We start from the raw sequence: 22,187 nt of genomic DNA on the forward strand, positions 1-22,187 counted from the left end.
TATTTCCTCGGTGATACGGCGATTTCGGGCTTTCGCCGCGCGGATTGATCCCCTCACATCTGCGACTTGAAGGTGCCGCATTCTGTGCTGTCCTAACCGGATGGAAACGCCGCGACGGAAGTCCGCCATACTCATTGCGACCGACGATTTCGCCTCCGCCGCACCGCTGGTGGAGGAGCTCGGCAGACACGGTTTCGCAAGCGCGGTCGTCGCGCCCGCTCAAGCCACCGATCAAGTGCTCTCAGGCGGTCGCTTTCGAATTCTCATCATCTCCACGTCTACCACGCCCGAAATCGGCCTCGACCTGTGCCGGCGCATCCGCGCCGCGAGTTCGATACAGATCATCCTTTTGAGTGGAGCTGAGGAGCAACTCGACGGTCTTGAGGCGGGCGCTGATTATTGCCTTCCCTTTCACGCGGATATGCACAAGCTGATGGTCCATGTGCGAGCACTCTTGCGCAGATCCGACTTGTATAAGGACGAGCGCCGGCCCACCCTCAATTTTGAGGGCTGGCGCGTCGATCCGCGCCGTCGAGAGTTGTTGGCGCCTGATGGCTCGCATGTCGCACTACTGGCGGCAGAATTCGAGATCCTGATCGCCTTGTGCCGACAGCCAGGCGTCGTCCTGTCACGTCGGGCGCTCTTGGACGCCACGCATATCGGTCTCGGCAGGCCACTTGAGCGCAGTGTGGACGTGCATATCTGCCGGCTGCGCCGCAAGCTAGCTCAGGGCGGAAATGCCCTCCAACTCATCCAGACCGTGCGTCTTGGCGGTTATGTCTTCATCGGGCAAATCAACCCTGAATAAGTACGGATTCCAATTTTCGTGCCATGGGTGTTTAATCCCCGGTTGCAGGCATATGGGAGTGGGTGATGATGCCCGGTTGGGCGTGTCTTTGGTCGCGCAGCCGGCCAACGGGAGCGATTTGCATTGAAAAAACGACTGGATAATCTGATTGATGTTCTAAGCCTTTCGACCGATGAACGTTCGACGCACCACGCACTCCTGTCATTCGCCGAGCAATGCGGCTTCGACCATTTCGCTTATGTAAACGTGCGTGCCGGCGATACCGAAGCCTTCTCCAACTACCCGCCGGAATGGCAGGATATCTACTTCGCAAACCAGTATCAGACGGTCGATCCGGTCATCACCGCCGCAAAACGCTTGCTGAAGCCATTTCATTGGTCGGCAACGGGCCTCTGGTGGTCCTCCTCACCGGAAGAACGAAAATTCTACGAGCATGCCCGTCAATTTGGCATCGTTTCCGGGCTCTCGATGCCGATCCCCACCGAATTTGGTCGGATAGCGGTTTTGACACTGGCGTCGAAGCTTCCCGATTTCCGATTCGACGGCGCAATCGATGACATTCGCGCGGCGACCGCCACAGCCATGGTCCATGCAACGCTAAAAATCGCCGATCCGTCCACCATGCGAAGAGCGGATGTCAGCCTGTCCGTGCGGGAAAAGGAATGCCTGAGTTGGGCCGCACGCGGCAAATCGATGTCGCTGACGGCCGACATCCTCGGGATCAAGAAGGTGACCGTTCGCTACTATCTGGACGGCGCGCGACGCAAGCTCGGTGCCCATACGACGTCGAATGCGATCTATTTGGCGACGCGCCTCGGCCTGATATGAAGATCTGGGCCGCGGCGCTTGGCATCAAAGCGAGCGCGTATGGTTTTGAGCTGGACTGCCGATGCCAGTCCGTTTTTAGCGGGTCGTCGTAATGGCCCGGTATTGAGAAAGCTCTCCCAGGCCACATGAAGGGTCCGATTCGAGCTATATCCGAAATACATTACGCGTAGCGATGTCCGACCGGGGGCGTCCGCTTGCATCGTCCTTTCGCTGCACACAATTGCAACAAGCGACGCCCTTCTGACAATTGATGTCTGTGATGGATAATTCGACATGGCTGTTGCCCTAGAATGCGGGATAGGCGCCCGGAAAGACGATGTCTTGGTCGACCAGGAGGTTGAACCTGTAACCGGGTCGGATTTGCAATGTCGGCTGGACGTTCAGGTTCTTGTCGATCGTCCGCTCGGCAACGCGTCCGAAGGATTCGGCAAAATTGCGCCTTGCAGCGTCAGAGGCGGTGTCCTGTGTCGCCCGCGCCGAGCTTTCGGGAATGGAGGCATCGATGCCCGTTCCAATCAGGGCGATAAGGGCTGCTGACCCGAAGGTGCGAAGCGTGTGGTTGTCGACGCGATCCCCGAAGCCCCCGTAACCTTCCGCGTCCGTGCCGGCCATGCCGCCAATCTGCAGCGTCTGGCCGTTGGGGAAGATGAGATCGGTCCATACGACCAGCACGCGCGCCTGGCCGAAAGCGATCTTCGAATCGTAGCGCCCGAAGAGTTTTGACCCTTGAGGGATCAGCAGGCGGTTGCCGGTCGCGCTGTCATAGACGTTCTGGCTGACCTGGGCGCTGATCCGCCCCGGCAGGTCGGAATTGATTCCTGAGATGAGCGTTGCGGGAATGACAGATCCCCGTTTGAGCTCATAGGGCGAAAGCTGTGGCACGACCCTGTTTGGCAGGTAGCCGAGCTCCTTTATGTCCTCATTGAAGAAATCCTCCTTCGAAAGTTGCTTGTTCGGATCTGCATTCTGGCCGGCAGATCCCCCCTCAAGCGCGGCTTGATAGAGATCGAGGGGCGAAGATGGCGTTCTGACGGCCGAGCGTCCCTCTGCCTTATCGCCAGCCGGCGCGGGGACGCGGGCCTGCGTGATATCGACTGGAAGCGGCGAATCCAGCGCCGCTTCCGCCGCCTGCAAACGTGCCATGCGGCGGCGCTCGATCTCCCGCAAATAGCGTTCGCGCCCTTCGCGTGCCAGCCGAGCTTCGAGATTGTCTTCGGATTCAGGCTCTACCGCTCCTGGAGCCGCCTTCTGGATGACGGGCGGTGGATCGGGCGTCAACTGTTTGGGCGCCGTCTCGGGAGGCTGCGGTTTGAACCGGTCGGCCGGCTCTGGCTCGCCGATTATGCCGTCCTGGATCCCCCGTTTGAGCTGGTCCGCATAGTTCGATGCGGGGATGCCGGCTGCGTCCTCCTGCTGCGCTTGCCTGCCGTAGAATCCCCGGCCTGCGAGGCCGAAAATGATCACTGCAAAGAAGATCAGGATCAGGCCGAGCGTTACGAGCACCGGCAACCGGCTGAGGCGACGCATCGTCTGGCTCTGTCCCTCCGGTAGGTGGCCGAGCTGGAGTGATTGAGCCATGGCGTGCTCCTGCTAGAACGTCGTGACGGACAGGGGGCCGGTCGGCGTTACCCGCGCTCCCGAGACGGCGTAGATTCGGGCAAGCCGCATCCCATCAGTCGAGAGACTGGCGAGAAAGCCATCGGGAGAGTGCGTAAGACCGTAGGAGAGGACGATCGCCTTCGCCTTGGGCGTCGCACCGCTCGCGACGGTGTAGCCGGACGCTTTCAGCGACGCGCGCAGCGCCGGCGAGAATTCCGACGCCTCATCTGAGAGCGAGAGCCTGATCAGGCTCGATGCTGGAGACAGACGCTCGGAAAGCCGGACCGCCATGTCGCCTGCGATCACCGCCGCGACGTCCGGCGAGACCGGGGCTGGCTCGATCGCAATCCCCCCGTTCCCGTCCGGAGCCTGGCAGCTGTCGAGAGCGATGCAGCACGCGAATGCAAGGAGCGATAAGCGCATGTCAGCTGCTCCGTCGGATCGTGACTTGCTGCTTGCGCCAGCCGACGCCGGAGACGAGGACCGCGCGTTCGATATTGTAGTCGACCACCATCATGTCGTTTGCGAGGCGATAGTTGACGATGCGGTTCTGCCCGCCGGAAACGACGAAGAGAACGGGTGCGTCCTGTCCAGCCAGGGTGCGGGGGAACTGGATATAGGTCTTTAGCCCGTCGGAATAGACGCGCGTCGGCTTCCACGCTGCGCTGCCGCTGACGGTATAGGAAAAGTTCAGACCCGCTGCCGGCGCGCCCGTTCCGGGTGCCCCTCTGACCTCCAGACGTGCATTCACTTCGGCGAGCCTGTCGGAAACGTCGTCCGGATAGGAAAAGCCGACCCGTGCCATATACTGGCTGGGGTGGGATTTCAGCTGGATGTGATAGGTGCGCCGCGATGTCGTGATGACCATCGACGTCACCAAGCCGGGCTCTGCGGGCTTGACGATCAGGTGGATCGCCTGACCCCCGACCGCTCCCGAAGTTGCCGGCTCCACCTTCCATCTGACCGTATCGCCGACGAGAACGTCGCGGACTACTTCGCCAAGTTCGAGCTCGATGTCACAGACCTGGAGGGGTGAACAGACGATCGAGGGCTGGGTCTCGCCGAACAGGAAGACAACCTTGCCATCGGGGCCTCTCGTGACGAGGCCTGGGCCGGCGCGCCATTTCGACGACAGGCTCGTCCCCTTCGTCTCGTTTGCGCTGATCGACTGTGCCCTGGTCGGCGCCACGCCGGCTGCCATCGCAGCAAAAATCATAAAGGAGAAGGTAAGCGACCGATGTGTCCGGCAATCCATGAATTGTCCTCGCTTCATAACTGTGCGGTCCAGTCGAGGTCTTTGAGATAAAGCCCGATCGGGTTCAGGCGGATCGTCGCCTCGTCCTGTGGTGCCGTCATCGTCACCGTGGCGATCGCCCTGAACCGTCGCGTGCCGGTTTCCTTGCCACGTCGATCACGTTCGAACTCCGTCCAATCGATCTGGTATGACTGGTTCGACAACGCCACTATATTGTTGACTTCGACGGCCACCGTTGCAGTCTTCGCCTTTTCAAAGGGGGAATTGCCGCGAAACCACGCGTTGATCTTCTGGGTCGACGGATCAGTGGTTCTGAGCAACGCATAGGTCCGGTCGATATATTGCTTTTGCACGACCGCATCGGGGGTGACCGATCGAAAGCTGGTAACGAAGCCGCCAAGTGTCGCGCGCACGACGCGGGCATCCGCATATTCGATATGTTCGGGAAACCCCGCCGAAACAGGCGTACCAAGCCTGTCGACCTCGACGATATAGGGGACGAGTTGAACCTGGGCGCTAAGGTATAGTGCGTAGCCGACACCGACGAGGGCGATCGAAAGAGAGAGAACGGCAACGATGCGCCAGGCCGTCGCTGCCCTGACATAGGACCCATAGCGCTCGTTCCATTCCAAGCGCGCCGCGAGGTACGGGTTCTCCGAGCCAGTCGGCATCACCTTTTCTTCGCTTCTCATGGGCGCTGCCCTTGTCGGGGCGCCGTCGAGGACGGCCTGGCCGCGGTCATGCGTGCCTGGTCGAGCTTGGCATTGGCAAGGCCGAGCAGCGAGCTCGGATGGGATCCGGGCGCGTCGATGGCCTTGTCCTTCATGGCCGAGGCGGTAGCCTTGCCTGCGGCCCCGACGCCTTCGGCCATGCCGCTTAAAATAGCGCCCGCGATCGAAGCGCCGCCTGCCCGGCTCGATCGGGCCGCCGCCATGCCGGCCGATGCGCTGCCTGCGACCAGGAAGCCTGCGCCCGCTGCAAAGGATGCGGCCTGGCCGCCGTGCCGGATGACCTCCATGCCATTGCCGACTGACACACCCTGGATGACGCCCTGGATGATGTTTGGCACATAGATCGCGATAACGAACACCACGACCGCAATTCCGGCGATCGCGAGCAGCGTCTGGAACTGCTCGCCGATTTCTGGACGGTTGGCCAGGCCGATCAAAACCTCAGAGCCGATGCGAGCGATCATGACGAGCGCCATCAGCTTCATTCCGACGCTGAACGCGTAGACCAGATATTTGATGGCGAAGTCCTTGGTGAAGGACGAACCGCCGAGCCCCAGCATGATCATCCCGGCGAGCAGGCCGATATACATCTCCGCCATGATCGCCACGAAGATCGCGGACACCAGGGAAAACGCGATGACGACCACGATCGTTGCGAAGGCAGCCGAGACGGCGAGCGCGTTGTCCTCGAAGAGGCCAAAGCGGATTTTTTCAGCCATCTTGCCGGCGACCACCAGGCCTGCATTGAAGATGTCTGCCGGTGAGGCATTGCCGCCGGACGCCCCGATCTGGAACAGACTGTCGACAACGGCCTTCGCAAAGCTCGGCCCCTGATCGAGGACGAGTGCGAAGAATCCGACGAACATGATACGACGCACGAGCACCGCGAACCATTCCTGCAGCGATGGCGCCTGCAATGCGAGCCAGATCGCGGCAAGACCGATCTCGATCGAAGCCAGGATCCAGAAGAGCGATCGCGCCGCATTCGAAACGGTCTGTTCCCAGCCCCGGGCCGCACTGCTGATCTCGTCCTGCAAGGATGTGATGAGGGAGCCTTCCTGGGCATGGGCGGGAACAACAGTCAGGGCAAGACCGAAGACTGCGCAAGCCACGGCACGCCCGGCAATCGCTGCGGTGTGACTTTGCGCCGACCTCACCATTGCGGCTCCATGGTCCGGCCGCCCGTCGTCGGCGGGACCGTGGACTGAAAGAAGCGCTCGCGGCGGGCCTGCGCAAGGTCTTTGTCCGTCTGTTCGTTTTGCAGCCACGCCCCCATCATCGTCATCTGTTGCGAGACGAGACCGCGAAGCTTCTGCATCTGGGCGACTTGCTGGGCGGCGATCTGGTGGCCGACCTGAAGCGCCTTCAGCTGCCCGTCGGCCCCCTCCGACAGGGAGCGAAGGGATGCCATCGTCGACTCCTCGCTGTCGAATTGCCTTGCCGTCAGGCTCGCCGCGCTCAGAGTTGCCGCGATCGTGTCTCGATTGGTGTCCGACCAGGTCTGATAGGTGGTTGAAAAGCCCTCAGCGCTCGGCAGGCTTGTCCGCAGGTTTGCATAGCTTGAAAAACGCTGCCGCAAAATGTCGTCGGCATTGGCCATCGAGAAGGCGATGCTCTGGCCGTCGGAGACGACCCGGCGCAACTGATTGAGGTCGCCCTCGACCTCTCCCCAGATATGGGCAGGAAGCTGCTTCGTGTTCTGCAGCATGTTTTCGTAGATCTTCAGTTGGTTTTGGATCTGCTCGGCAAGCTGGGTAATCTGGGTCAGCTGATTATCGACCTGCACCCCGGAACTTTGAAGCAGCTTGACGAGCTCACCATTGTTGGCAAGCTGCGTGAATTCGGTCGCAGCACCGGTTGCTGCCCCCGCCATAACGACAGGCGGTCTGGCTCCTGCCGCCATGAGGACGGCAAGTGAAAGGGCCAGGATGCGGCTGCTAGAGCATGACATCGGACACTCCCCTCTCCTTCAGCCAAATCGATGGCCATTCATCGGCGTGCTCGCCGCGTAGCTTGCGGATGCGCTTGAGGTCGTCCTTGCCGGAAGCACCGACGAAGGAAAGCGTAAGCGGTCCGAGTGCCATGTCGAAGAGGCGCCGGCCTTCAGGAGAGACGACGTAATAGTCGCGTTTCGGTCTGGCGGTCGCGACAATGTCGAGCTGGCGTTCGTTGAATCCTATCCGCTCGTAGAAATCCCGCGTACCGGGCTCGCGCGCCGAACCATTCGGCAGGCAGATTTTCGTCGGGCAGCTTTCCTTCAACACGTCCATGATGCCCGATCGCACGGCATCGGAAATAGACTGGGTGGCGAGAACGACGGCGCAATTGGCCTTGCGCAGCACTTTGAGCCACTCGCGGATCTTCTCACGGAAGGCTGGATGGCCGAGCATCAGCCAGGCCTCATCGAGGATGATGAGGCTCGGTGCGCCATTCAGCCGTTTTTCGATGCGCCGGAAGAGATAGGTTAGAACCGGAAGCAGCGTCCGCTCGCCCATCGTCATCAGCTGTTCGATTTCGAATGTCTGGAAATGCCCGAGCATCAGGCCGTCGCTTTCGGCATCGATCAGCTGCCCCATCGAGCCGTCCACCGTAAAATGACGCAGCGCCGTCTTCAGCTCACGCACCTGTACTCCGCTTACGAAATCTGACAGAGAACGCCCTGGTGAGTTGGCCATTAGTGCGATCTGCCGCGCTATTGCATTGCGATGATCAGGCGTAATGGAAATGCCCTGCAGGCCGATGAGCGTTTCGATCCATTCGCACGCCCAGGCGCGGTCGGCCTCGTCCGACAGGAACGCGAGTGGACAGAAGCTGAGGGCAGCACCCTCCCCTTCCCCGCCGATCTCATAGTGGTCGCCGCCGGCAGCAAGGGTGAGCGGCAACATCGACGAGCCCTTGTCGAAGACGAAGAGCTGCGCATCCCGATAACGCAGGAACTGGGCGGCGATCAGAGCCAGGAGCGTCGATTTTCCCGAGCCCGTCGGGCCGAAGATCAAGGTATGGCCGACGTCGTCAACGTGCAGGTTGAAGCGAAACGGGGTGGAGCCGGAGGCGACCTGCATCAAGGGCGGTGCGGCCTCCTCATAAAACGGGCATGGTGCTGTCGCCCTGCCCGTCCACACCGCGTTCAAGGGCACGAGATCGGCGAGATTGCGGGTGGTGATAAGAGGTTCGCGGACATTGCAGTACCAGTTGCCGGGCAGACTGCCGAGATAGGCCTCTGTGGCATTCAATGTTTCGATGCGGGCGCCGAACCCTTCTGCCTGGATCAGCCGGCGAACAGCCTCCGCCTTCGTCTGCAGGCCTTCGGCACGATCGTCGAAAAGGACGACGACCGGCGTATAGTATCCGTAGGCGACAAGTTCGGATGCGGCTTCGGCAATCGCGTCTTCGGTTTCGCTCACCATTGACAGCGCGTCCTGATCGACCGACCTGCTCTGGGTCTGAAAGAGCTGGTCGACAAACGGCCGTACCTTCTGCTGCCACTTCTTTCTGGTTCGCTCGAGCCTGACCCGAGCTTCCGTAGCATCGAGGAAGATGAAGCGCGACGACCACCGATATTCAACCGGCATCAGGTCGAGACTATTGAGGATCCCGGGCCAGCTTTCGGCCGGCAATCCATCGATCGCAACGATAGCGACGAACCGATTGTCGATCTTGGGGGCCAACCCGTGCAGCAGTTGCGCCGTCAAGATGCAATCGAGATACATGGGCACGTCGGGCAGCCGAACGGGATGATTTTCGCCGGTGATGCAGAAGCGGATGAATTGCAGGAGCTCGTCATAGCGGCCGCTATCGCGGCCGGCCTTTAAGCTGCGCGTCCGCATTCTGCGAATAGACAACGTGGTTGCGAGATACTGCTCGATCTCACGTGTTGCCGCCTCGAAGGCTGAAAGTGCGATCTCGGCATGGCCCTGCTTGCGGCTGACGGGGTCGGAATAGAGGTATTTGCCGAACGCAGACCGGCGAGGCTCGGGTGGTCGATGGGTGAGAATGATGGCGTGGTGACAGTCGAAATGGCCACCGTCGCTCTCGAAATGCCGGCGGCGTTCCTCATCGATTGCGCGCGTCACTCGGTCTGGAAAATGCGAGCGATCGGGGCTCGAATAATCGGCCGTGGCCACGCGGACGGCCTCGACTTGGATCATCCATCCCGAGCCAAGGCGCGAAAGCACCTGGTTGATCTGCCGGGCGACTTCGTTGCGCTCGCCATCGGTCGAGCTTTCGCAATCCGGCCCGGAGAAATACCAGCCGGCCATCAGGGAGCCGTCCTTCAGGAGAAGGACGCCTTCCTCGACAAGGCCGGCATAGGGAACGAGATCGGCAAAAGATGGTCCAGTATGGCGAAAAAGGCGAAGTGCCACCATGACCCACCTCAAACCCTTCGCCAGGGCGTCGACGTTGCCCGGTAGTGCGAGCTGTAACGAATATGGCGAAGATAGATCCTGCGCATCATCGGATCGGCCTTGGCCATGCGACGCAGCAGCCCGATGATTGCCAGCCAGATCGCAATGCCGATCATGGCAGAGTAAACGGTCAGCACGACGAAAATGAGAATGATGGCGGCAAGGCCGGTGACGAGCACAAGCTCACGATCGGCGCCCATCAGAAGGTTCGGCCTAGATAGGGCGCGATGGATGCGATTTTTCTGCAGCGCCGGGACGTGCGGGGTCATCGCGTCTTCCCTCCCCTCTCGTCTTCCACCTGGACCGCGAACGCAGATATGCCGACTGTGGCGCCCGTCGCATTGAAGAGTGCGACGATCTGGGTGGCTCCGAGGAGGACGCCGGCAACAAGAACGAGATACATCAGGCGCCGCGCGAAATCGTTGAGTTCGCCGCCGAAGATCAGCATGCCGCCGGCCACCGCGACGGCCGCAAGGGCGATGAAGCCTGCGACCGGACCTGTGATCGATTCCTGGATCTGTTCGAGCGGCGCTTCCCAGGGCAAGCTGCCTCCCGAACTTGCAAGAGCCGGATGCCGAAGGCCTGTGAGCGCGAGGAAAACAAGTCCGATCAGATGTCTATGCCGCATGACGTTCCTCCATGTCGGGTTCGAGATGATAGGCACCGCCGGAAAAACCCTTGACCTGCAGGATATCGGTGATGCGTCTGCCCTGCGGGGTCCGTTCGATCGACACGACGAGATCGACGGCCTCGCCGATGACCGTCTGCATGGGCTGACGACTTGCCTCGGCGGTAAGCTGTTCGAGACGCACGAGTGCAGAATGCGCTGAATTGGCATGAAGGGTCGTCACACCGCCAGGGTGACCGGTGTTCCATGCTTTGAGAAGGGTCAGTGCTGCGCCGTCGCGTACCTCGCCGACGATGATACGGTCGGGGCGCAGGCGTAGCGTGCTCTTGAGGAGCTGCGCCATGCCGACCTCGTCGCTGGTTCGCAGGGAAAGGACGTTTGCAGCCGCACATTGAAGCTCGCTCGTGTCTTCCAGAATGATGAGGCGATCGTTCGGGCAATGGCTTGCAATCTCCGCGATGATCGCGTTCGAAAGCGTTGTCTTGCCCGATCCGGTGCCGCCTGAGACGACGACGTTGAGCCGGGCAACGACGGCCTCGCGCAGGATCCTCGCCTGTTTTGCGGTCATGACGCGCGACGTCACGTAGTCGTCGAGCATGATGAGCTGGCTCGCATGCCTGCGGATCGAGAAGGCCGGACGCCCCACGATCGGCGGGAGCAGGCCCTCGAAACGATGCCCGCCGATTGGCAGCTCCCCAGATACGATGGGGCGCGCCGTATCGACCTCGGTGTTTAAGACATGGGCGACGGCGCCTATGATGATTTCGGCGGCCCCTTCCTCCATCTCGCCAGCGTGGACGATGCCTGCGCCGAGCCGTTCGATGAAGAGGCACCCGTCCGGATTGAGCATGATCTCGCTTACTGAGGGGTCTGCGAGCGCAGTCAGGAGCGAAGGACCGAGAGCGTCCTCGAGCTTCCGCACGAGCCGCGGTAATGAACGTGCTTGCATTGCCAGATCCTCAGGCGGCGCAGCGAAAGCAGGTCGATAGGGTCGACCGGTAGGCAGCCGGCCGCAGCGCCTGGAAATGCTCATCCGACACGGGCAAGCTTCCAGCAACGCTCATGACGTTGCCGATCAAACGCGGTTTGCCGTAGCGCGCAAGCGGCCAGGCGACGCGTTTGAGAATGCGCTCGAACCGCAGGTCCGTCACCGTGGCAATTTCAGTCATGCCTTTGGCCAGGCACCATTCGAGAATACCGGCAAACAAAAAGACGGTCGCCTCGTTCAAACCGAAGGCTCCGGCCGCCGCCGCCTTCGTCTCTGTGTCGACGCAGAACCTGGAACTTTCGACCATGCGTGCATGCGGCACGAATGGCCTGTCACCCAGGAGTTCCGGGAAGACATCGACGAGCATCGTCGGGCCAAGCGCTGGAAGCAGACGTGCCGAGGCAATTGCCTCACCGCCCTCATCGACGATGATGATGTAGGAGACTGCAAGGTCGTCGAACCGATCGCGCTCCCTCCCCTCTTCGACTGTGACCTCCCAGTTCAGGCGCCCGCCAAATACGCGTGCCCTGAGGCGGAACATGGTGTCGAGAAGATATGATTCTGATGCTGCATCTGCCGGTGCGATCGCCGTTGCAATCATGAGCGTTCTCCACGTCATTTGAGGTGCGGTTATCCAAACCACGATGTCTGCGGCTTGTCAGACCCTCCAATGTGAGGGGCCCTGATCGCTTTGATCGTGGCGCAAAACGTCATCGCCACATGTTGTCGGTGGAGTATTCGCGTTGAATGCTGTTCGACATTTCGGCACCGATCGGGCCGCGGGGGGCGAGGTCATCAGTGCAGCCATTGCTGACGATCTCCCCCAAGAGGTAGCGCGGCAAGAAAGGATGGCCCTTCCTGCTCCGTAGCGAAATTTTGGCCGAACGCTTTTCGTCTGCGGCCCCTGATTGGAAGCCACACGCGCTGTTGCTCGCGAACCGGCCGGCGTGCTTGAATTTCAGGTTCATTAACCATATGACGTAATGGCGCTATTTCACCAGGCGGAAGCGAAATCTGCACTCACTTCCGTTGGCCATTTTGGATGTCCCATTAGCAACCCGTCTCCGGACGCCCGGTTGTCCGGTCGGTTTCGAGCAAATCGAAGAGCCGTCGTCCATCGATTGCAGCTCTCAAGCAAGACTGCAGGGCCTATTCGAGATTCGGCCGACGGGCGAGCACACGAGAACCCGGCTGCGGTGCGAAACCGGAACCCGCAGTCCTCAGAGCATATCCACGCGGGTGAAACGCTGTTCCTGGATTGGCGGCACCAGGCAGAGGTCCCGTGGCCGGGCGTCATGAAGCGAACCTTACTCCGCCTCTGCAGTGGCATTGGGTCCCCTTCCCTCCTCCACCGTCAAATCGTACACCGCTTCATGTGACCTGTAATCTGTCGCACTGACTTTGCCGCCGCCGACCTCGCAAAGCGCATCTTTTTACTTTTCGTCGAAAGACGTGACCTTGGAGAGTGTCGAACCCGATATCGTACAGCTGATGCCATCTGGGTGGTCCTCATAGAATGGCTAGCGTTCCGGCCGTTGGCCGGGTCGCAGGAGAGACAATCACCGAAAGCTGTCGGTCGCCTTCGATACGGTTCACGCGTCTTGAATCTCGGCCTATTCGCACAGAGAGCATTTCGCTTCGAGCGGAACAGCGCCCGATTGACTGGGCACTCGGGCATTTGGCGTGACCGATGCCGCTCTGATCTCGCCGCTGCGTTCGTAGACTCACATCTCTTGTTGTCCGCGGACAACATGTAGCGTTCTGACGATTGGCGACGCAGCGCGACCCCCTCACATGCGTGGGGATGAGCCTTAGTAGACTTTCGCATATCCTCGATTGCGGCGCAGAAGTACGCAGAAGGTCGACGATCGTTACGCTTATCGAAACTCGCGGTAGGCGGAGCACGTACCTAATCAATATGCCTTCGCGGCTTCGATGGCGGCGCATTACGGCGAGTCGTGCTGCAGAAAAGGAGGCCAAAAAGGCCTGTGGACAGCCTTATGGTTAAGCGTTTGTAAATCGGTAACGAATCGGGCGATAATATAACTGCGCAGTTGATGCCGTTTCTCCCAAAATTGCGCAATTAAATTGGAAACCAAGATGCTAGCGAATCCAGTTCTGAAAGACGATCAAGAGCACCTTCCGTCGCTTCTGGCAACGGATGCTCAGGAGCTCGCCTATCAGCTCCAGCAGCACCAGGCAAAAATTTTCCCGCCGCTGTCTCGAAAGACGATGCGGTTATTCTCTCCGGCGGAAGCCGCCTCCTATATCGGGATCGGCGAAGGTTATCTCCGTCAAATCGCCAAAGACGGCCACGGACCCGATCCACTTGCCAACGGCCGGCGCCAGTATGATGCCGACGACATGAACCGCATCCGTCAGGCGCTCGACGAGCGCAACGGCATTCCGAAATATGTCCCCATCCGGCGCGGCGCTGAAAAGCTGCAGGTCGTCTCGGTCATGAACTTCAAGGGCGGCTCCGGCAAGACGACGACGTCGGCCCATCTCGCGCAGTTTCTGGCGCTGCGCGGCTACCGCGTGCTTGCCATCGATCTTGACCCGCAGGCGTCCCTTTCGGCGCTCTTCGGCCACCAGCCCGAACTCGACGTCGGTGAGGGAGAAACGATTTACGGCGCCATCCGCTACGAAAATCCGGTGCCGATCTCGGAAGTGGTTCGCTCGACCTATACCCCGAACCTCCATATCATTCCCGGCAATCTCGAACTGATGGAATTCGAGCATGAGACGCCGAAGGCGATGACGGGAGGCACTGCCGAATCCATGTTCTTCGCCCGTATCGGTGAGGCGCTGACCGATATCGAAAGTCTCTACGATATTGTTGTCATCGACTGCCCGCCACAGCTTGGCTTTCTCACGATGTCGGCTCTTTGTGCTGCGACCTCGGTGCTGATTACTGTTCATCCGCAGATGCTCGACGTCATGTCGATGTCGCAATTCCTGACGATGACGAGCGAACTCATGTCGGTCGTCGAACGGGCAGGCGGGCGCACCAGCTACGACTGGATGCGCTATCTCGTCACTCGCTTTGAACCCAATGACGGACCGCAGAGCCAGATGACCGGCTTCATGCGGGCGATCTTCGGCAATCGCATGCTTCAGAACTCGATGCTGAAGTCGACGGCAATCTCGGATGCTGGCGTTACCAAGCAGACGCTCTACGAGGTCGACCGCTCTCAGTTCACCCGTGGAACCTACGACCGGGCGCTGGAATCGATGAACCTCGTCAACGGCGAGATAGAGGCCCACATCCGCTCGACCTGGGGCAGGAGATAGCTGAATGGCGCGCAAGAACCTTATCGAAGTCTCGAACGAAGTTCGCCCGGAAGCGTCTGCAGTCGCGCCGCGTGACAGCCGGCCGATCGCCGGCTTCATCCCGCAGTCCCGCAGTGGCGGCCCTGTCGGCGGCATTACCAGGACGCTTGGCAATATCACCGAGAAGGTTGAGCGCGCCAATGACCTGGAACGCCAGCTCGCCGAGGGCCAGACGGTCGTCGAGCTCGACACGGCGCTGATTGATGCTTCCTTCGTCGCCGACAGACTTGAAGTCGACGCCGCTGAGCTCGCGCAATTGACGGATCAGATCCGCGAACACGGCCAACAAGTCCCTATTCTGGTGCGTCCGCATCCCGACGAGAAGGGCCGTTTCCAGGTTGCCTTCGGCCATCGCCGCCTCGCTGCTGCCAAAGCCCTCGGGATAAAGGTCAAGGCGATCGTGCGGGCGTTGAGCGACGAACAGCTTGTCGTCAGCCAGGGGCAGGAAAACAATGCCCGCACCGATCTTTCCTACATCGAGCGGGCGCTCTTTGCGTATCGGCTCGATGAGAGGGGTTTCGGCAGCGACGTGGTGATGGCTGCGCTGAACGTCGACAGGGCTGCATTGTCAAGAATGCGTCTTATCACGCGTCAGGTTCCGATCGCGTTGATCACTGCGATCGGATCGGCGCCGGAGATCGGCCGACGGCGCTGGGTTGAATTCGGCGAACATCTCGAGACGGCTGATATAGACGCGCTCCTCACAATGTTGTCCGCGGACAACATTGGCGACATGTCGAGTAATGACCGGTTCCATCATGCCTTTGCGCTGGCGACGAAAAAGCCGACGGGTGCGAAGGCTGCCATGACGTCAACGCAAATCGGCGATCTGCCGGTGAAGCTCAAACGCACGCCGGCGACCGCGACCTTTGTTTTCGACAGCAAGGCAGCGCCAGGTTTTGATGAATTCGTGCAGGAGAGGCTCAAGCGTCTCTATGCGGAATACCAACAGCAAAGAGGAGCTTAGGAAAGCAAAAGAAAAAGGCCCCCAAACGTCACCGTCGTGGAAGCCCTTCTCGTTCTAGCAAATCAAGAATCGCATTTCCACGAATCGCAGTCAAGAGTCTTTAGGCGTCAGTTTGGCGAGCGGCTTTCTTTTGCCTGACAGAGGGTGAAAGAAAATGAATGGTGGAAGTGTGACGACGCCCTTTGGGCGGCGGCCGATGACGCTTGGCATGTTCTCAAGCCAGGTCGTCTCGCGCCAGATCGAACCGGATAAGTCGGTCGACAAATGGAAACTCTATCGAGCGCTGTGCGAAGCGCGGGTGCTGCTCGGCATATCCGACCGCGCGCTTGCCGTTATGAATGCGCTTTTGAGCTTCTACCCGAAGAACGAGCTCTCGGAGGAAAACGGCCTCGTGGTGTTTCCCTCCAATGTCCAGCTCTCCCTTCGCGCTCACGGCATGGCCGAGCAGACGATCCGGCGCCATCTGGCGGTCCTTGTCGGCGCTGGGCTATTGATCCGCAAGGATAGCCCGAATGGCAAGCGCTACGCGCGCAAGGACAGGTCGGGATCCGTCGAGGATGCTTTCGGCTTTTCGCTCGCTCCGCTGCTTGCGCGCTCGGAAGAGATCGAGACGCTGGCCGCACAGGTCGTTGCCGATCGGCTGCATCTGCAGCGCCTGCGAGAGCGCCTGACGCTTTGCCGTCGCGACATTTCAAAGCTCGTCGAAACCGCGCTTGAGGAAAACCTCTCTGGTGATTGGAACGCTGTGATCGCGTATCAGAAGGGCATTGTCGGCGCGCTCACGCGCAATCCCGGCACCTCAGAGCTAGAGGAAGCTCTCGAAGAAATGGAGCAACTGCGCGAGGATGTGGTCAACCAGTTGGAAAATCTCCTGAATTCCCAAAAAACAAGCGGCAATGCCCGTCAAAGTGAGCGGCACATACAGAGTTCAAATCCCGACTCTATTTCTGAACTTGAACCTGGCTTCGAAACGAAGCTGGGCGCGAAAGCTGAGGGCGACAACGAACGGAGTGCCAAGACGGTAGGGCAGCAGGGCATGGCAATGCAAAGGGCGAGGGGACAGACAATAAGCGACCTGAAATCCTTTCCGCTCGGCTTGGTCCTCCAGGCCTGCCCGCAAATATCCGATTATGCTGCGGGCGGAGCGATCGGCAGTTGGCGGGAGCTGATGTCGGCCGCAGTTACCGTTAGAGCGATGCTGGGCGTCAGTCCGTCGGCCTATCAGGACGCCTGCGACATCATGGGACCGGAAAATGCCGCAACCGTCATTGCCTGCATCCTGGAAAGGGGAGGGCACATCAATTCGGCCGGCGGCTATCTGCGCGACCTGACGAGACGGACCGAACGTGGAGAGTTTGCGCTCGGTCCCATGCTGATGGCGCTTTATCGCAGCAATGGCGATGGGGGCACGCGGGCGGGGAACGGCTAGTGAGTTGGGGCCGAGTACCCGCCTTGGCTTTATCTTGGCAGACGCGATCGATCATGCACTACGTGAGTTGGGCCAAAGCTGTCCCTAAAGCTGACAGCGACATTGCTTCCACGTCTTGCTTCATGGGAAAGACTTCGCGCCCGGGATAAACGACGATCCGACGCAGCGGATTCAAATCCTCGCACGCAAGATAGAACCCCTTTTCGAGTTTCGGTGATAGGCTGCGCTTGATTTCAATGGCCCAGGGACGATCGCCCGGTGGCGTGAGCAGAAGATCGATTTCGGCACCGGCGGATGTCCGATAGAAATTACTCTGTGTTCCGGCCGGTGCTGCTGCGATCAACGTCTCGATCACGAAACCCTCCCAACTTGCACCGGCGACCGGATGACCGAGCAGATCTTCCTGACTGGTCAGTCCCAAGAGGGTGTGGGTGTGGGTGATGCCGCTGTCGCGAACATAAACTCGTGGTGACTTTACGAGCCGCTTTCCGACATTTGCATGCCAAGGCTCCAAACGCCGTACGAGCAGCAAATCAACTAGAAGGTCGAGATAGGAGGCGACGGTCTTGCTATCGACGCCAAGCGCGCGTGCAAACTCCGCGGCGTTCAGAAGTCCGGACTGACGATGTGCGAGCATTGTCCAGAAGCGCCGCAGTGTCTCGGCGGGAATACGAGGACCGAGCAAAGGAATATCTCGCTCCAGATAGGTGCGAATAAAGTCCTGCCGCCATCGCTGGCTTGCACGATCGCTCGCAGCGAATAGGCTGTCTGGGAAACCACCTCGTAGCCACAGCGGATCCAGTTCATCAGCTGGTACTTCGATGCCGTTGACCGGTCCCATTTCAAGATAGGCGATACGGCCAGCCAGCGTCTCGCCCGACTGCTTTAACAAGTCAATGGATGCCGACCCGAGCAGCAGGAACTGTCCGGCTTTCCTTCCGTTACGACGGCCGCGATCGATAAGTCCGCGCAAATTCTGGAAGAGATTAGGAAGCCGGTGGACCTCGTCCAAGATGACGAGCTTGTCGTTGTGTTGGCTGAGATATAGTTCCGGTTCGGCGAGCTTGGCACGATCAGCATCCGATTCCAGATCTAGATAGATCGGGGGCCGATGAGCGCGACAGCTGGGCGCGTGTCTAGCAGTTCGCTCAGCTCGGATGATATTCGACGGTTGATCATCCTTGCATTTATGGAATTAAACTCCAGAATTGCAAGGGAAACGTGGTATCCGACCCGTAAAAGCCGGGACGCGGCTAAACGAACAAACGTGCCGCCCGCCCGTTCTTCCGCTCTGCATCGTTGTAGTAGCTCGACGCCTGCTGAACCGAGCGATGTCGCGATTGCTCCATTGCTTCAGGAAGAGGAATGCCACGATTGGCGGCCTCGGTCAGGTATCCCGATCGCAATCCGTGCGCAAAAAAATCTCCAGCATTCAAACCCGCCAATGTCGCCCGCCGTTTGACGATGTCGTTGACCGCCTTCGGATCGAGCGCGCGGCGGGAAACATTGCCCCAGCGGTCAATCGCCCGAAACACACTGCCGCTGTCGATTTTGGCGGACGAGATCAGTTCATCGAGATAGAGTTTCTCTCTAGCCTTTGATACTGCCTTGATCGCTTCTGGCCGCCGTTCACGAAGTCCGGGAAGCGAAAACATGCCTTGTGGCGTGGACGTGTCGATCGGATCGCGGATCGATCGGAAATGGACGCCGCGCCAAACGCCGTCAGGCGGCTCCTGCGATTGTTCTCAGGACAATCAGAAGAGCTTATCGCAAGGACCGCAACTTCTTCCTAAGAGGTGAGTAAGTCCAACCTGTCGGGTTGGCCTTCGCGCGCGAACGACGCACCCGTCAGAATGGCGTTTGGCCTCGAGGTGTCCGCTACCAGACCCCACGAATGAATGCTGTCATCCCATGCTGCGCGTCTCGTCTGCGGAAATAAGCCGCGACACCGTCTCGATCAGCTTCGTTTCATTATAGGGCTTGTCCAGGACAGCATCGAACACCTCGGGATGAGCGCGGCCGATGCTGCCTTGGGCGCCGCTGACGAGGATGATAGGGATTCGTGCCAAGTCGCTATCGGCGCGCATCGCTTGGGCCAGTTCCATGCCGGTCATCAGTGGCATCATGAAATCCGTGATAACGAGGGACGGACGCTTCTCGCGTACAAGAGCAAGCGCTGCCCTGCCGTGCGATGCCGCGGCAACTTCATAACCGGCGTCTTTCAGCATGATGGCCAAAAGGTCAGCGATCAGAAACTCATCCTCGGCGATTACGATCAGCGGCATCTGGTTCGGCTCATGCTTTCTCTCATGCGTGTGGTTCCGGGCCGACGGCGGTAGCCACACCGGTTGTCGCTCCTGTCACCGGCTCAAGGGCGGAGACGACGTTCAACCCTTTTGACCCGAAACCGAGTTCATGGATGACGGGCTCGTATTCCCTGTCCCTCACCTTCAGCACGGAAATAGTGCGTTTGTAGCGGGACCCGAGTTCTACATGGCGCAGCATGACCAGATTATCCAGTAGGCTGGAGATTTCAGATCCGGGCGCTGTCACCGTCGGACCGAACAGATCACGCAATTCCCAGGTCGCTAGGCTAGTAACCCCTAAAGCACGGATTTCGTTCGTCAGCGCGGCGAAAAATTCAACGAGGCGCGAGGGATGGACCGCAGCCCGCTCGAAACCGCCGAGCCCGTCGATCAAAAGGCGTTTGACGCCACGTGACCGGATCGCATCGAGGAGCCAGTGACCGAGTTTGTCGAGCAGGTTTTCCGTCATCGGACTCCAGATCATCTCCAGTGCGCCAGACTTCATCGCCGTTTCCAGATCGACGCCGAGAGCTCTGGCCTTTTTCAGGAGGCGGGAAGGGGTCTCGTAGAACCCGAAATGCAGCGCCGGCTCTTCGGCGCTCGCCTGGCTGAGGAAATTCAGTCCCAATGAAGTCTTGCCGCATCCGGAAGGGCCAAACACAAGTGTCACGGAACTCTCCGGCAACCCACCGCCAAGCAGGGCGTCGAATCCAGTGGTTCCTGATGCAATCAGCGCAGATCCGGGCTTGTCCTCAACCGCTGCAGTCGAGTGGATGGCTTCAAGACGCGGATAAGCGACCAGTCCGGCGGAGGTGATTTCGAACTGGTGATAGCCACCCAGTCCGGCGCTTCCTCTTGACTTTTTGACCTGTAGCCGACGGACAGTTCGAACCCCGACAAGTTCGTTATGAAGCTCAATGACACCATCGACCATAGTGTGCTCCGGGCTGTCCTCGGCAATGCGCGTGCTGGTCAGGAACAGGACGGTGCAGCCGGCGAACGCGGCCTGGCTTTGGACTTCCGCAACAAAGGTCTTCACGTCGAGATTGGTGTCCACGCGGTCGCTTGCATTGAGAAGGCCGTCAAAGACCAGCAGAGTTGCACTCTGACGGGCGATCTCCTGACGTATAAGGCTAACGACGGCAGACAGACCCTCATCGCGCAGCGTCTGAAACACGCTGACGTAGGAGATGCTCACTCCAAGCTGCGAACGGTCGAAGAAGTCCAGCGTACCAAGCGCCTGAAACAGACGGTCATGGGTCTCCGACAGAAGCGTGACATACAGGACCTTGCCACCCTTGGAGACGTTGGCGAACGCCACCTGATTGGAAAAGATCGTCTTGCCAGCGCCGGGCTGACCCTGAACGATATAGGACGCCCCTTCGACAAGGCCGCCGCCCAAGATTGTGTCGAGGCGGGGGATTCCAGTGGACAGTCTTGGAAGGTCATGCATGGGAATGGTCATCCGATAGGAGAAGGTGATCGCACCGTAGGTCCGGCGGACGATATTGCAACAGCCCCGTTGTACCAAGGGCTTTATTTCCCACGCCGGGGCGCTATTCTTCACCCGAAGGATGCGTAATCCCGCTCGTTCAAGTTCTTTCGATTCACATCCTGGGGTACGTGAGCGGCAATGACAGACAGAGGCTACGACGGGCAGGGCGGTAGCGCTCAGGATCGTCTTGAACAGCTTGAAGCGGGTGTCGCGGCCGCGCAGCCAGGACATGATGCGGCGGCCTTCCTCGCCGCGATCGTCGAGTCCTCAGACGACGCCATCATCAGCAAGTCCCTGCAGGGCATCATCACCACGTGGAACAAGAGCGCCGAGCGCGTATTCGGCTATACCGCGGATGAAGCCGTGGGACGGCCGATCACCATGTTGATCCCGGAGGATCGGCTCGGCGAAGAACCGGCGATCCTGGCGCGGATCAGATCCGGCGAGCGGGTCGATCATTTCGAGACGGTCCGCCGACGAAAGGATGGGAGTTTCATCGATATTTCCCTGACGATCTCGCCGATCCGCGACGGCAACGGCAAGATCATCGGTGCATCGAAGATCGCCCGCGACATCTCGGAACGCAAACGGGCGGCACAGCATCAGGATCTGCTGCTGCGTGAGATGCACCACCGCGTGAAGAACCTCTTTGCGATTACCGGCAGCATCATCACGCTCGCGGCGCGAACAGCGCAGACCCCGGCCGAGCTTGCAACCGGCATGAAGGATCGCCTTGTCGCTCTGTCGCGGGCCCACGAGATGACCTTACCGAGCTTCACCGGCGGCGAGGCATTCGCGGAACAGTCGACGACCCTCTTTAATCTTCTCACCAGCCTGCTTTCTCCCTTTGGAGATCAGGAGGAGGGGCGGTGGCGGCTGCACGGCGAGGACGCGCCAGTCAGCGCCGACAGGGTCACAAGCCTCGCTTTGCTCTTCCATGAATATGCGACCAACGCGGTAAAGTACGGCGCCCTTTCTGTGCCCGAAGGGCGACTGGATGTCACTTTGAGCTCCAGACCCGACAGCTTCGAAATCACGTGGGCGGAATCGCTTGCGATACCCGCCACAGTCTCACCAAGCGAGGACACGGGGTTCGGAACGACGCTCGAGCAGATGGTGGTTCGGACGTTGAATGGGAAGGTGTCGCGGGATTGGCAGCGTGATGGGCTTGTGATCAGGCTCATGGTTCCACGTGATGCCTTCGCGTTGCCCTCGTAGGCCACGGGGCTCGCAATCTCAGCCGACGGACATGCGACAGCTCACCGAGGCCGTTGGCGCGATCGTCAGCGGCATAATGATTGGAAGACATCGCGTCCTCCTTCTGTTTGGGGTAAGGCCGCCAGCAGAAACTTTGACGTCCACGGGAACGGCTCAACCCGCCTTGTCGCGGCGGCAAGATCAACCGGTATGGAGC

Annotated in this window: 20 protein-coding genes and 1 pseudogene; 6 read left to right on the plus strand and 15 right to left on the minus strand. The window is 59.9% G+C overall.

The annotated features are described in order from the left end of the window. The first annotated feature begins 169 nt into the window (after nucleotides 1-169). Both FHT92_RS29795 and FHT92_RS25070 read left to right on the plus strand, forming a co-directional pair. Nucleotides 170-808 (plus strand): winged helix-turn-helix domain-containing protein, encoded by a 639-nt coding sequence (locus tag FHT92_RS29795; RefSeq protein WP_183830371.1) that lies wholly within the window; start codon nucleotides 170-172, stop codon nucleotides 806-808. 123 nt (nucleotides 809-931) lie between these two features. Next, complete coding sequence (locus FHT92_RS25070) at nucleotides 932-1,636, plus strand: autoinducer binding domain-containing protein (RefSeq protein WP_183830374.1); 705 nt, start codon at nucleotides 932-934, stop codon at nucleotides 1,634-1,636. A gap of 285 nt (nucleotides 1,637-1,921) precedes the next feature. On the opposite strand, the gene trbI is transcribed toward FHT92_RS25070, so the two are convergent. Genes trbI through FHT92_RS25125 form a run of 11 tightly spaced genes read right to left on the minus strand, consistent with a single transcriptional unit; the run spans nucleotide 1,922 to nucleotide 11,844 of the window. Then, complete coding sequence (gene trbI / locus FHT92_RS25075) at nucleotides 1,922-3,214, minus strand: IncP-type conjugal transfer protein TrbI (protein WP_183830377.1); 1,293 nt, start codon at nucleotides 3,212-3,214, stop codon at nucleotides 1,922-1,924. A gap of 12 nt (nucleotides 3,215-3,226) precedes the next feature. After that, a complete protein-coding gene (locus tag FHT92_RS25080) occupies nucleotides 3,227-3,658 on the minus strand; it encodes a hypothetical protein (RefSeq protein WP_183830380.1) in 432 nt (143 codons plus the stop codon). Between the two features lies 1 nt (nucleotide 3,659). Continuing rightward, complete coding sequence (trbG, locus tag FHT92_RS25085; RefSeq protein ID WP_183830524.1) at nucleotides 3,660-4,451, minus strand: P-type conjugative transfer protein TrbG; 792 nt, start codon at nucleotides 4,449-4,451, stop codon at nucleotides 3,660-3,662. A 53-nt stretch (nucleotides 4,452-4,504) separates the two neighbouring features. Next, nucleotides 4,505-5,161 carry a conjugal transfer protein TrbF gene (gene trbF / locus FHT92_RS25090; RefSeq protein ID WP_183830527.1) on the minus strand — a complete coding sequence of 219 codons (657 nt, stop codon included), beginning with the start codon at nucleotides 5,159-5,161 and terminating at the stop codon, nucleotides 4,505-4,507. Nucleotides 5,162-5,178: 17 nt separating this feature from the next. Then, nucleotides 5,179-6,381, minus strand: a complete 1,203-nt coding sequence (trbL, locus tag FHT92_RS25095) for a P-type conjugative transfer protein TrbL (protein WP_183830383.1) — start codon at nucleotides 6,379-6,381, stop codon at nucleotides 5,179-5,181. Further along, nucleotides 6,375-7,172, minus strand: coding sequence for a P-type conjugative transfer protein TrbJ (trbJ, locus tag FHT92_RS25100; RefSeq protein WP_183830386.1), 798 nt, complete (start codon nucleotides 7,170-7,172; stop codon nucleotides 6,375-6,377). Before trbJ ends, trbL begins: the two co-directional genes overlap by 7 nt. Beyond that, entirely contained in the window at nucleotides 7,159-9,588 is a 2,430-nt protein-coding gene (locus tag FHT92_RS25105; protein ID WP_183830389.1) for a conjugal transfer protein TrbE, read from the minus strand. The genes trbJ and FHT92_RS25105 overlap by 14 nt, the downstream gene beginning before the upstream one ends. Before the next feature lie 8 nt (nucleotides 9,589-9,596). Continuing rightward, nucleotides 9,597-9,896 carry a conjugal transfer protein TrbD gene (locus tag FHT92_RS25110; protein ID WP_183749303.1) on the minus strand — a complete coding sequence of 100 codons (300 nt, stop codon included), beginning with the start codon at nucleotides 9,894-9,896 and terminating at the stop codon, nucleotides 9,597-9,599. Further along, entirely contained in the window at nucleotides 9,893-10,255 is a 363-nt protein-coding gene (locus FHT92_RS25115; protein ID WP_183830391.1) for a TrbC/VirB2 family protein, read from the minus strand. Before FHT92_RS25115 ends, FHT92_RS25110 begins: the two co-directional genes overlap by 4 nt. Continuing rightward, a complete protein-coding gene (trbB, locus tag FHT92_RS25120; RefSeq protein WP_183830394.1) occupies nucleotides 10,245-11,204 on the minus strand; it encodes a P-type conjugative transfer ATPase TrbB in 960 nt (319 codons plus the stop codon). Before trbB ends, FHT92_RS25115 begins: the two co-directional genes overlap by 11 nt. A gap of 10 nt (nucleotides 11,205-11,214) precedes the next feature. Then, nucleotides 11,215-11,844: an acyl-homoserine-lactone synthase gene (locus FHT92_RS25125; RefSeq protein WP_183830397.1), complete on the minus strand. Its 630-nt coding sequence runs from the start codon at nucleotides 11,842-11,844 to the stop codon at nucleotides 11,215-11,217. Between the two features lie 1,499 nt (nucleotides 11,845-13,343). Between FHT92_RS25125 and repA the strand changes: the two genes are divergently transcribed. The 3 genes from repA to repC all read left to right on the plus strand — a co-directional run bounded on the left by repA (nucleotide 13,344) and on the right by repC (nucleotide 16,972). After that, nucleotides 13,344-14,537, plus strand: coding sequence for a plasmid partitioning protein RepA (gene repA / locus FHT92_RS25130; protein ID WP_183749307.1), 1,194 nt, complete (start codon nucleotides 13,344-13,346; stop codon nucleotides 14,535-14,537). A 4-nt stretch (nucleotides 14,538-14,541) separates the two neighbouring features. Next, nucleotides 14,542-15,543 carry a plasmid partitioning protein RepB gene (gene repB, locus FHT92_RS25135; RefSeq protein WP_183830400.1) on the plus strand — a complete coding sequence of 334 codons (1,002 nt, stop codon included), beginning with the start codon at nucleotides 14,542-14,544 and terminating at the stop codon, nucleotides 15,541-15,543. Between the two features lie 154 nt (nucleotides 15,544-15,697). Next, on the plus strand, nucleotides 15,698-16,972 hold the full coding sequence (gene repC, locus FHT92_RS25140; RefSeq protein WP_183830403.1) for a plasmid replication protein RepC: 1,275 nt from the start codon (nucleotides 15,698-15,700) through the stop codon (nucleotides 16,970-16,972). A gap of 58 nt (nucleotides 16,973-17,030) precedes the next feature. On the opposite strand, the gene FHT92_RS25145 is transcribed toward repC, so the two are convergent. The 4 genes and pseudogenes from FHT92_RS25145 to FHT92_RS25160 all read right to left on the minus strand — a co-directional run bounded on the left by FHT92_RS25145 (nucleotide 17,031) and on the right by FHT92_RS25160 (nucleotide 21,004). Further along, nucleotides 17,031-18,134 (minus strand): ATP-binding protein, encoded by a 1,104-nt coding sequence (locus tag FHT92_RS25145; RefSeq protein WP_183830530.1) that lies wholly within the window; start codon nucleotides 18,132-18,134, stop codon nucleotides 17,031-17,033. 91 nt (nucleotides 18,135-18,225) lie between these two features. Continuing rightward, nucleotides 18,226-18,528: pseudogene (locus tag FHT92_RS25150) on the minus strand (tyrosine-type recombinase/integrase); the annotation flags it as partial. Nucleotides 18,529-18,876: 348 nt separating this feature from the next. After that, nucleotides 18,877-19,257 carry a response regulator gene (locus FHT92_RS25155; protein WP_183749311.1) on the minus strand — a complete coding sequence of 127 codons (381 nt, stop codon included), beginning with the start codon at nucleotides 19,255-19,257 and terminating at the stop codon, nucleotides 18,877-18,879. 22 nt (nucleotides 19,258-19,279) lie between these two features. After that, complete coding sequence (locus FHT92_RS25160; RefSeq protein ID WP_246735548.1) at nucleotides 19,280-21,004, minus strand: ATPase domain-containing protein; 1,725 nt, start codon at nucleotides 21,002-21,004, stop codon at nucleotides 19,280-19,282. On the opposite strand from FHT92_RS25160, the gene FHT92_RS25165 reads away from it, so the two are divergent. After that, nucleotides 20,912-21,991, plus strand: a complete 1,080-nt coding sequence (locus FHT92_RS25165; protein ID WP_183830406.1) for a PAS domain S-box protein — start codon at nucleotides 20,912-20,914, stop codon at nucleotides 21,989-21,991. The two genes, FHT92_RS25160 and FHT92_RS25165, sit on opposite strands and share 93 nt — an antisense overlap. The last annotated feature ends 196 nt before the right edge of the window (nucleotides 21,992-22,187 follow it).

Source organism: Rhizobium sp. BK377 (assembly GCF_014193935.1).
In the GTDB taxonomy this organism is placed as follows: domain Bacteria; phylum Pseudomonadota; class Alphaproteobacteria; order Rhizobiales; family Rhizobiaceae; genus Rhizobium.

What these genes read in the sequence shown, in the direction of transcription:
- trbJ (WP_183830386.1), bottom strand. Translation starts at nt 7,172, where the DNA reads ATGTCATGCTCTAGCAGCCGCATCCTGGCCCTTTCACTTGCCGTCCTC.
- trbG (WP_183830524.1), bottom strand. Translation starts at nt 4,451, where the DNA reads ATGATTTTTGCTGCGATGGCAGCCGGCGTGGCGCCGACCAGGGCACAG.
- FHT92_RS25080 (WP_183830380.1), bottom strand. Translation starts at nt 3,658, where the DNA reads ATGCGCTTATCGCTCCTTGCATTCGCGTGCTGCATCGCTCTCGACAGC.
- repB (WP_183830400.1), top strand. Translation starts at nt 14,542, where the DNA reads ATGGCGCGCAAGAACCTTATCGAAGTCTCGAACGAAGTTCGCCCGGAA.
- FHT92_RS25115 (WP_183830391.1), bottom strand. Translation starts at nt 10,255, where the DNA reads ATGCGGCATAGACATCTGATCGGACTTGTTTTCCTCGCGCTCACAGGC.
- FHT92_RS25165 (WP_183830406.1), top strand. Translation starts at nt 20,912, where the DNA reads ATGACAGACAGAGGCTACGACGGGCAGGGCGGTAGCGCTCAGGATCGT.
- FHT92_RS25110 (WP_183749303.1), bottom strand. Translation starts at nt 9,896, where the DNA reads ATGACCCCGCACGTCCCGGCGCTGCAGAAAAATCGCATCCATCGCGCC.
- FHT92_RS25160 (WP_246735548.1), bottom strand. Translation starts at nt 21,004, where the DNA reads ATGTCCTGGCTGCGCGGCCGCGACACCCGCTTCAAGCTGTTCAAGACG.
- FHT92_RS25155 (WP_183749311.1), bottom strand. Translation starts at nt 19,257, where the DNA reads ATGCCGCTGATCGTAATCGCCGAGGATGAGTTTCTGATCGCTGACCTT.
- repC (WP_183830403.1), top strand. Translation starts at nt 15,698, where the DNA reads ATGAATGGTGGAAGTGTGACGACGCCCTTTGGGCGGCGGCCGATGACG.
- repA (WP_183749307.1), top strand. Translation starts at nt 13,344, where the DNA reads ATGCTAGCGAATCCAGTTCTGAAAGACGATCAAGAGCACCTTCCGTCG.
- FHT92_RS25125 (WP_183830397.1), bottom strand. Translation starts at nt 11,844, where the DNA reads ATGATTGCAACGGCGATCGCACCGGCAGATGCAGCATCAGAATCATAT.
- trbI (WP_183830377.1), bottom strand. Translation starts at nt 3,214, where the DNA reads ATGGCTCAATCACTCCAGCTCGGCCACCTACCGGAGGGACAGAGCCAG.
- trbB (WP_183830394.1), bottom strand. Translation starts at nt 11,204, where the DNA reads ATGCAAGCACGTTCATTACCGCGGCTCGTGCGGAAGCTCGAGGACGCT.
- trbF (WP_183830527.1), bottom strand. Translation starts at nt 5,161, where the DNA reads ATGCCGACTGGCTCGGAGAACCCGTACCTCGCGGCGCGCTTGGAATGG.
- trbL (WP_183830383.1), bottom strand. Translation starts at nt 6,381, where the DNA reads ATGGTGAGGTCGGCGCAAAGTCACACCGCAGCGATTGCCGGGCGTGCC.
- FHT92_RS25105 (WP_183830389.1), bottom strand. Translation starts at nt 9,588, where the DNA reads ATGGTGGCACTTCGCCTTTTTCGCCATACTGGACCATCTTTTGCCGAT.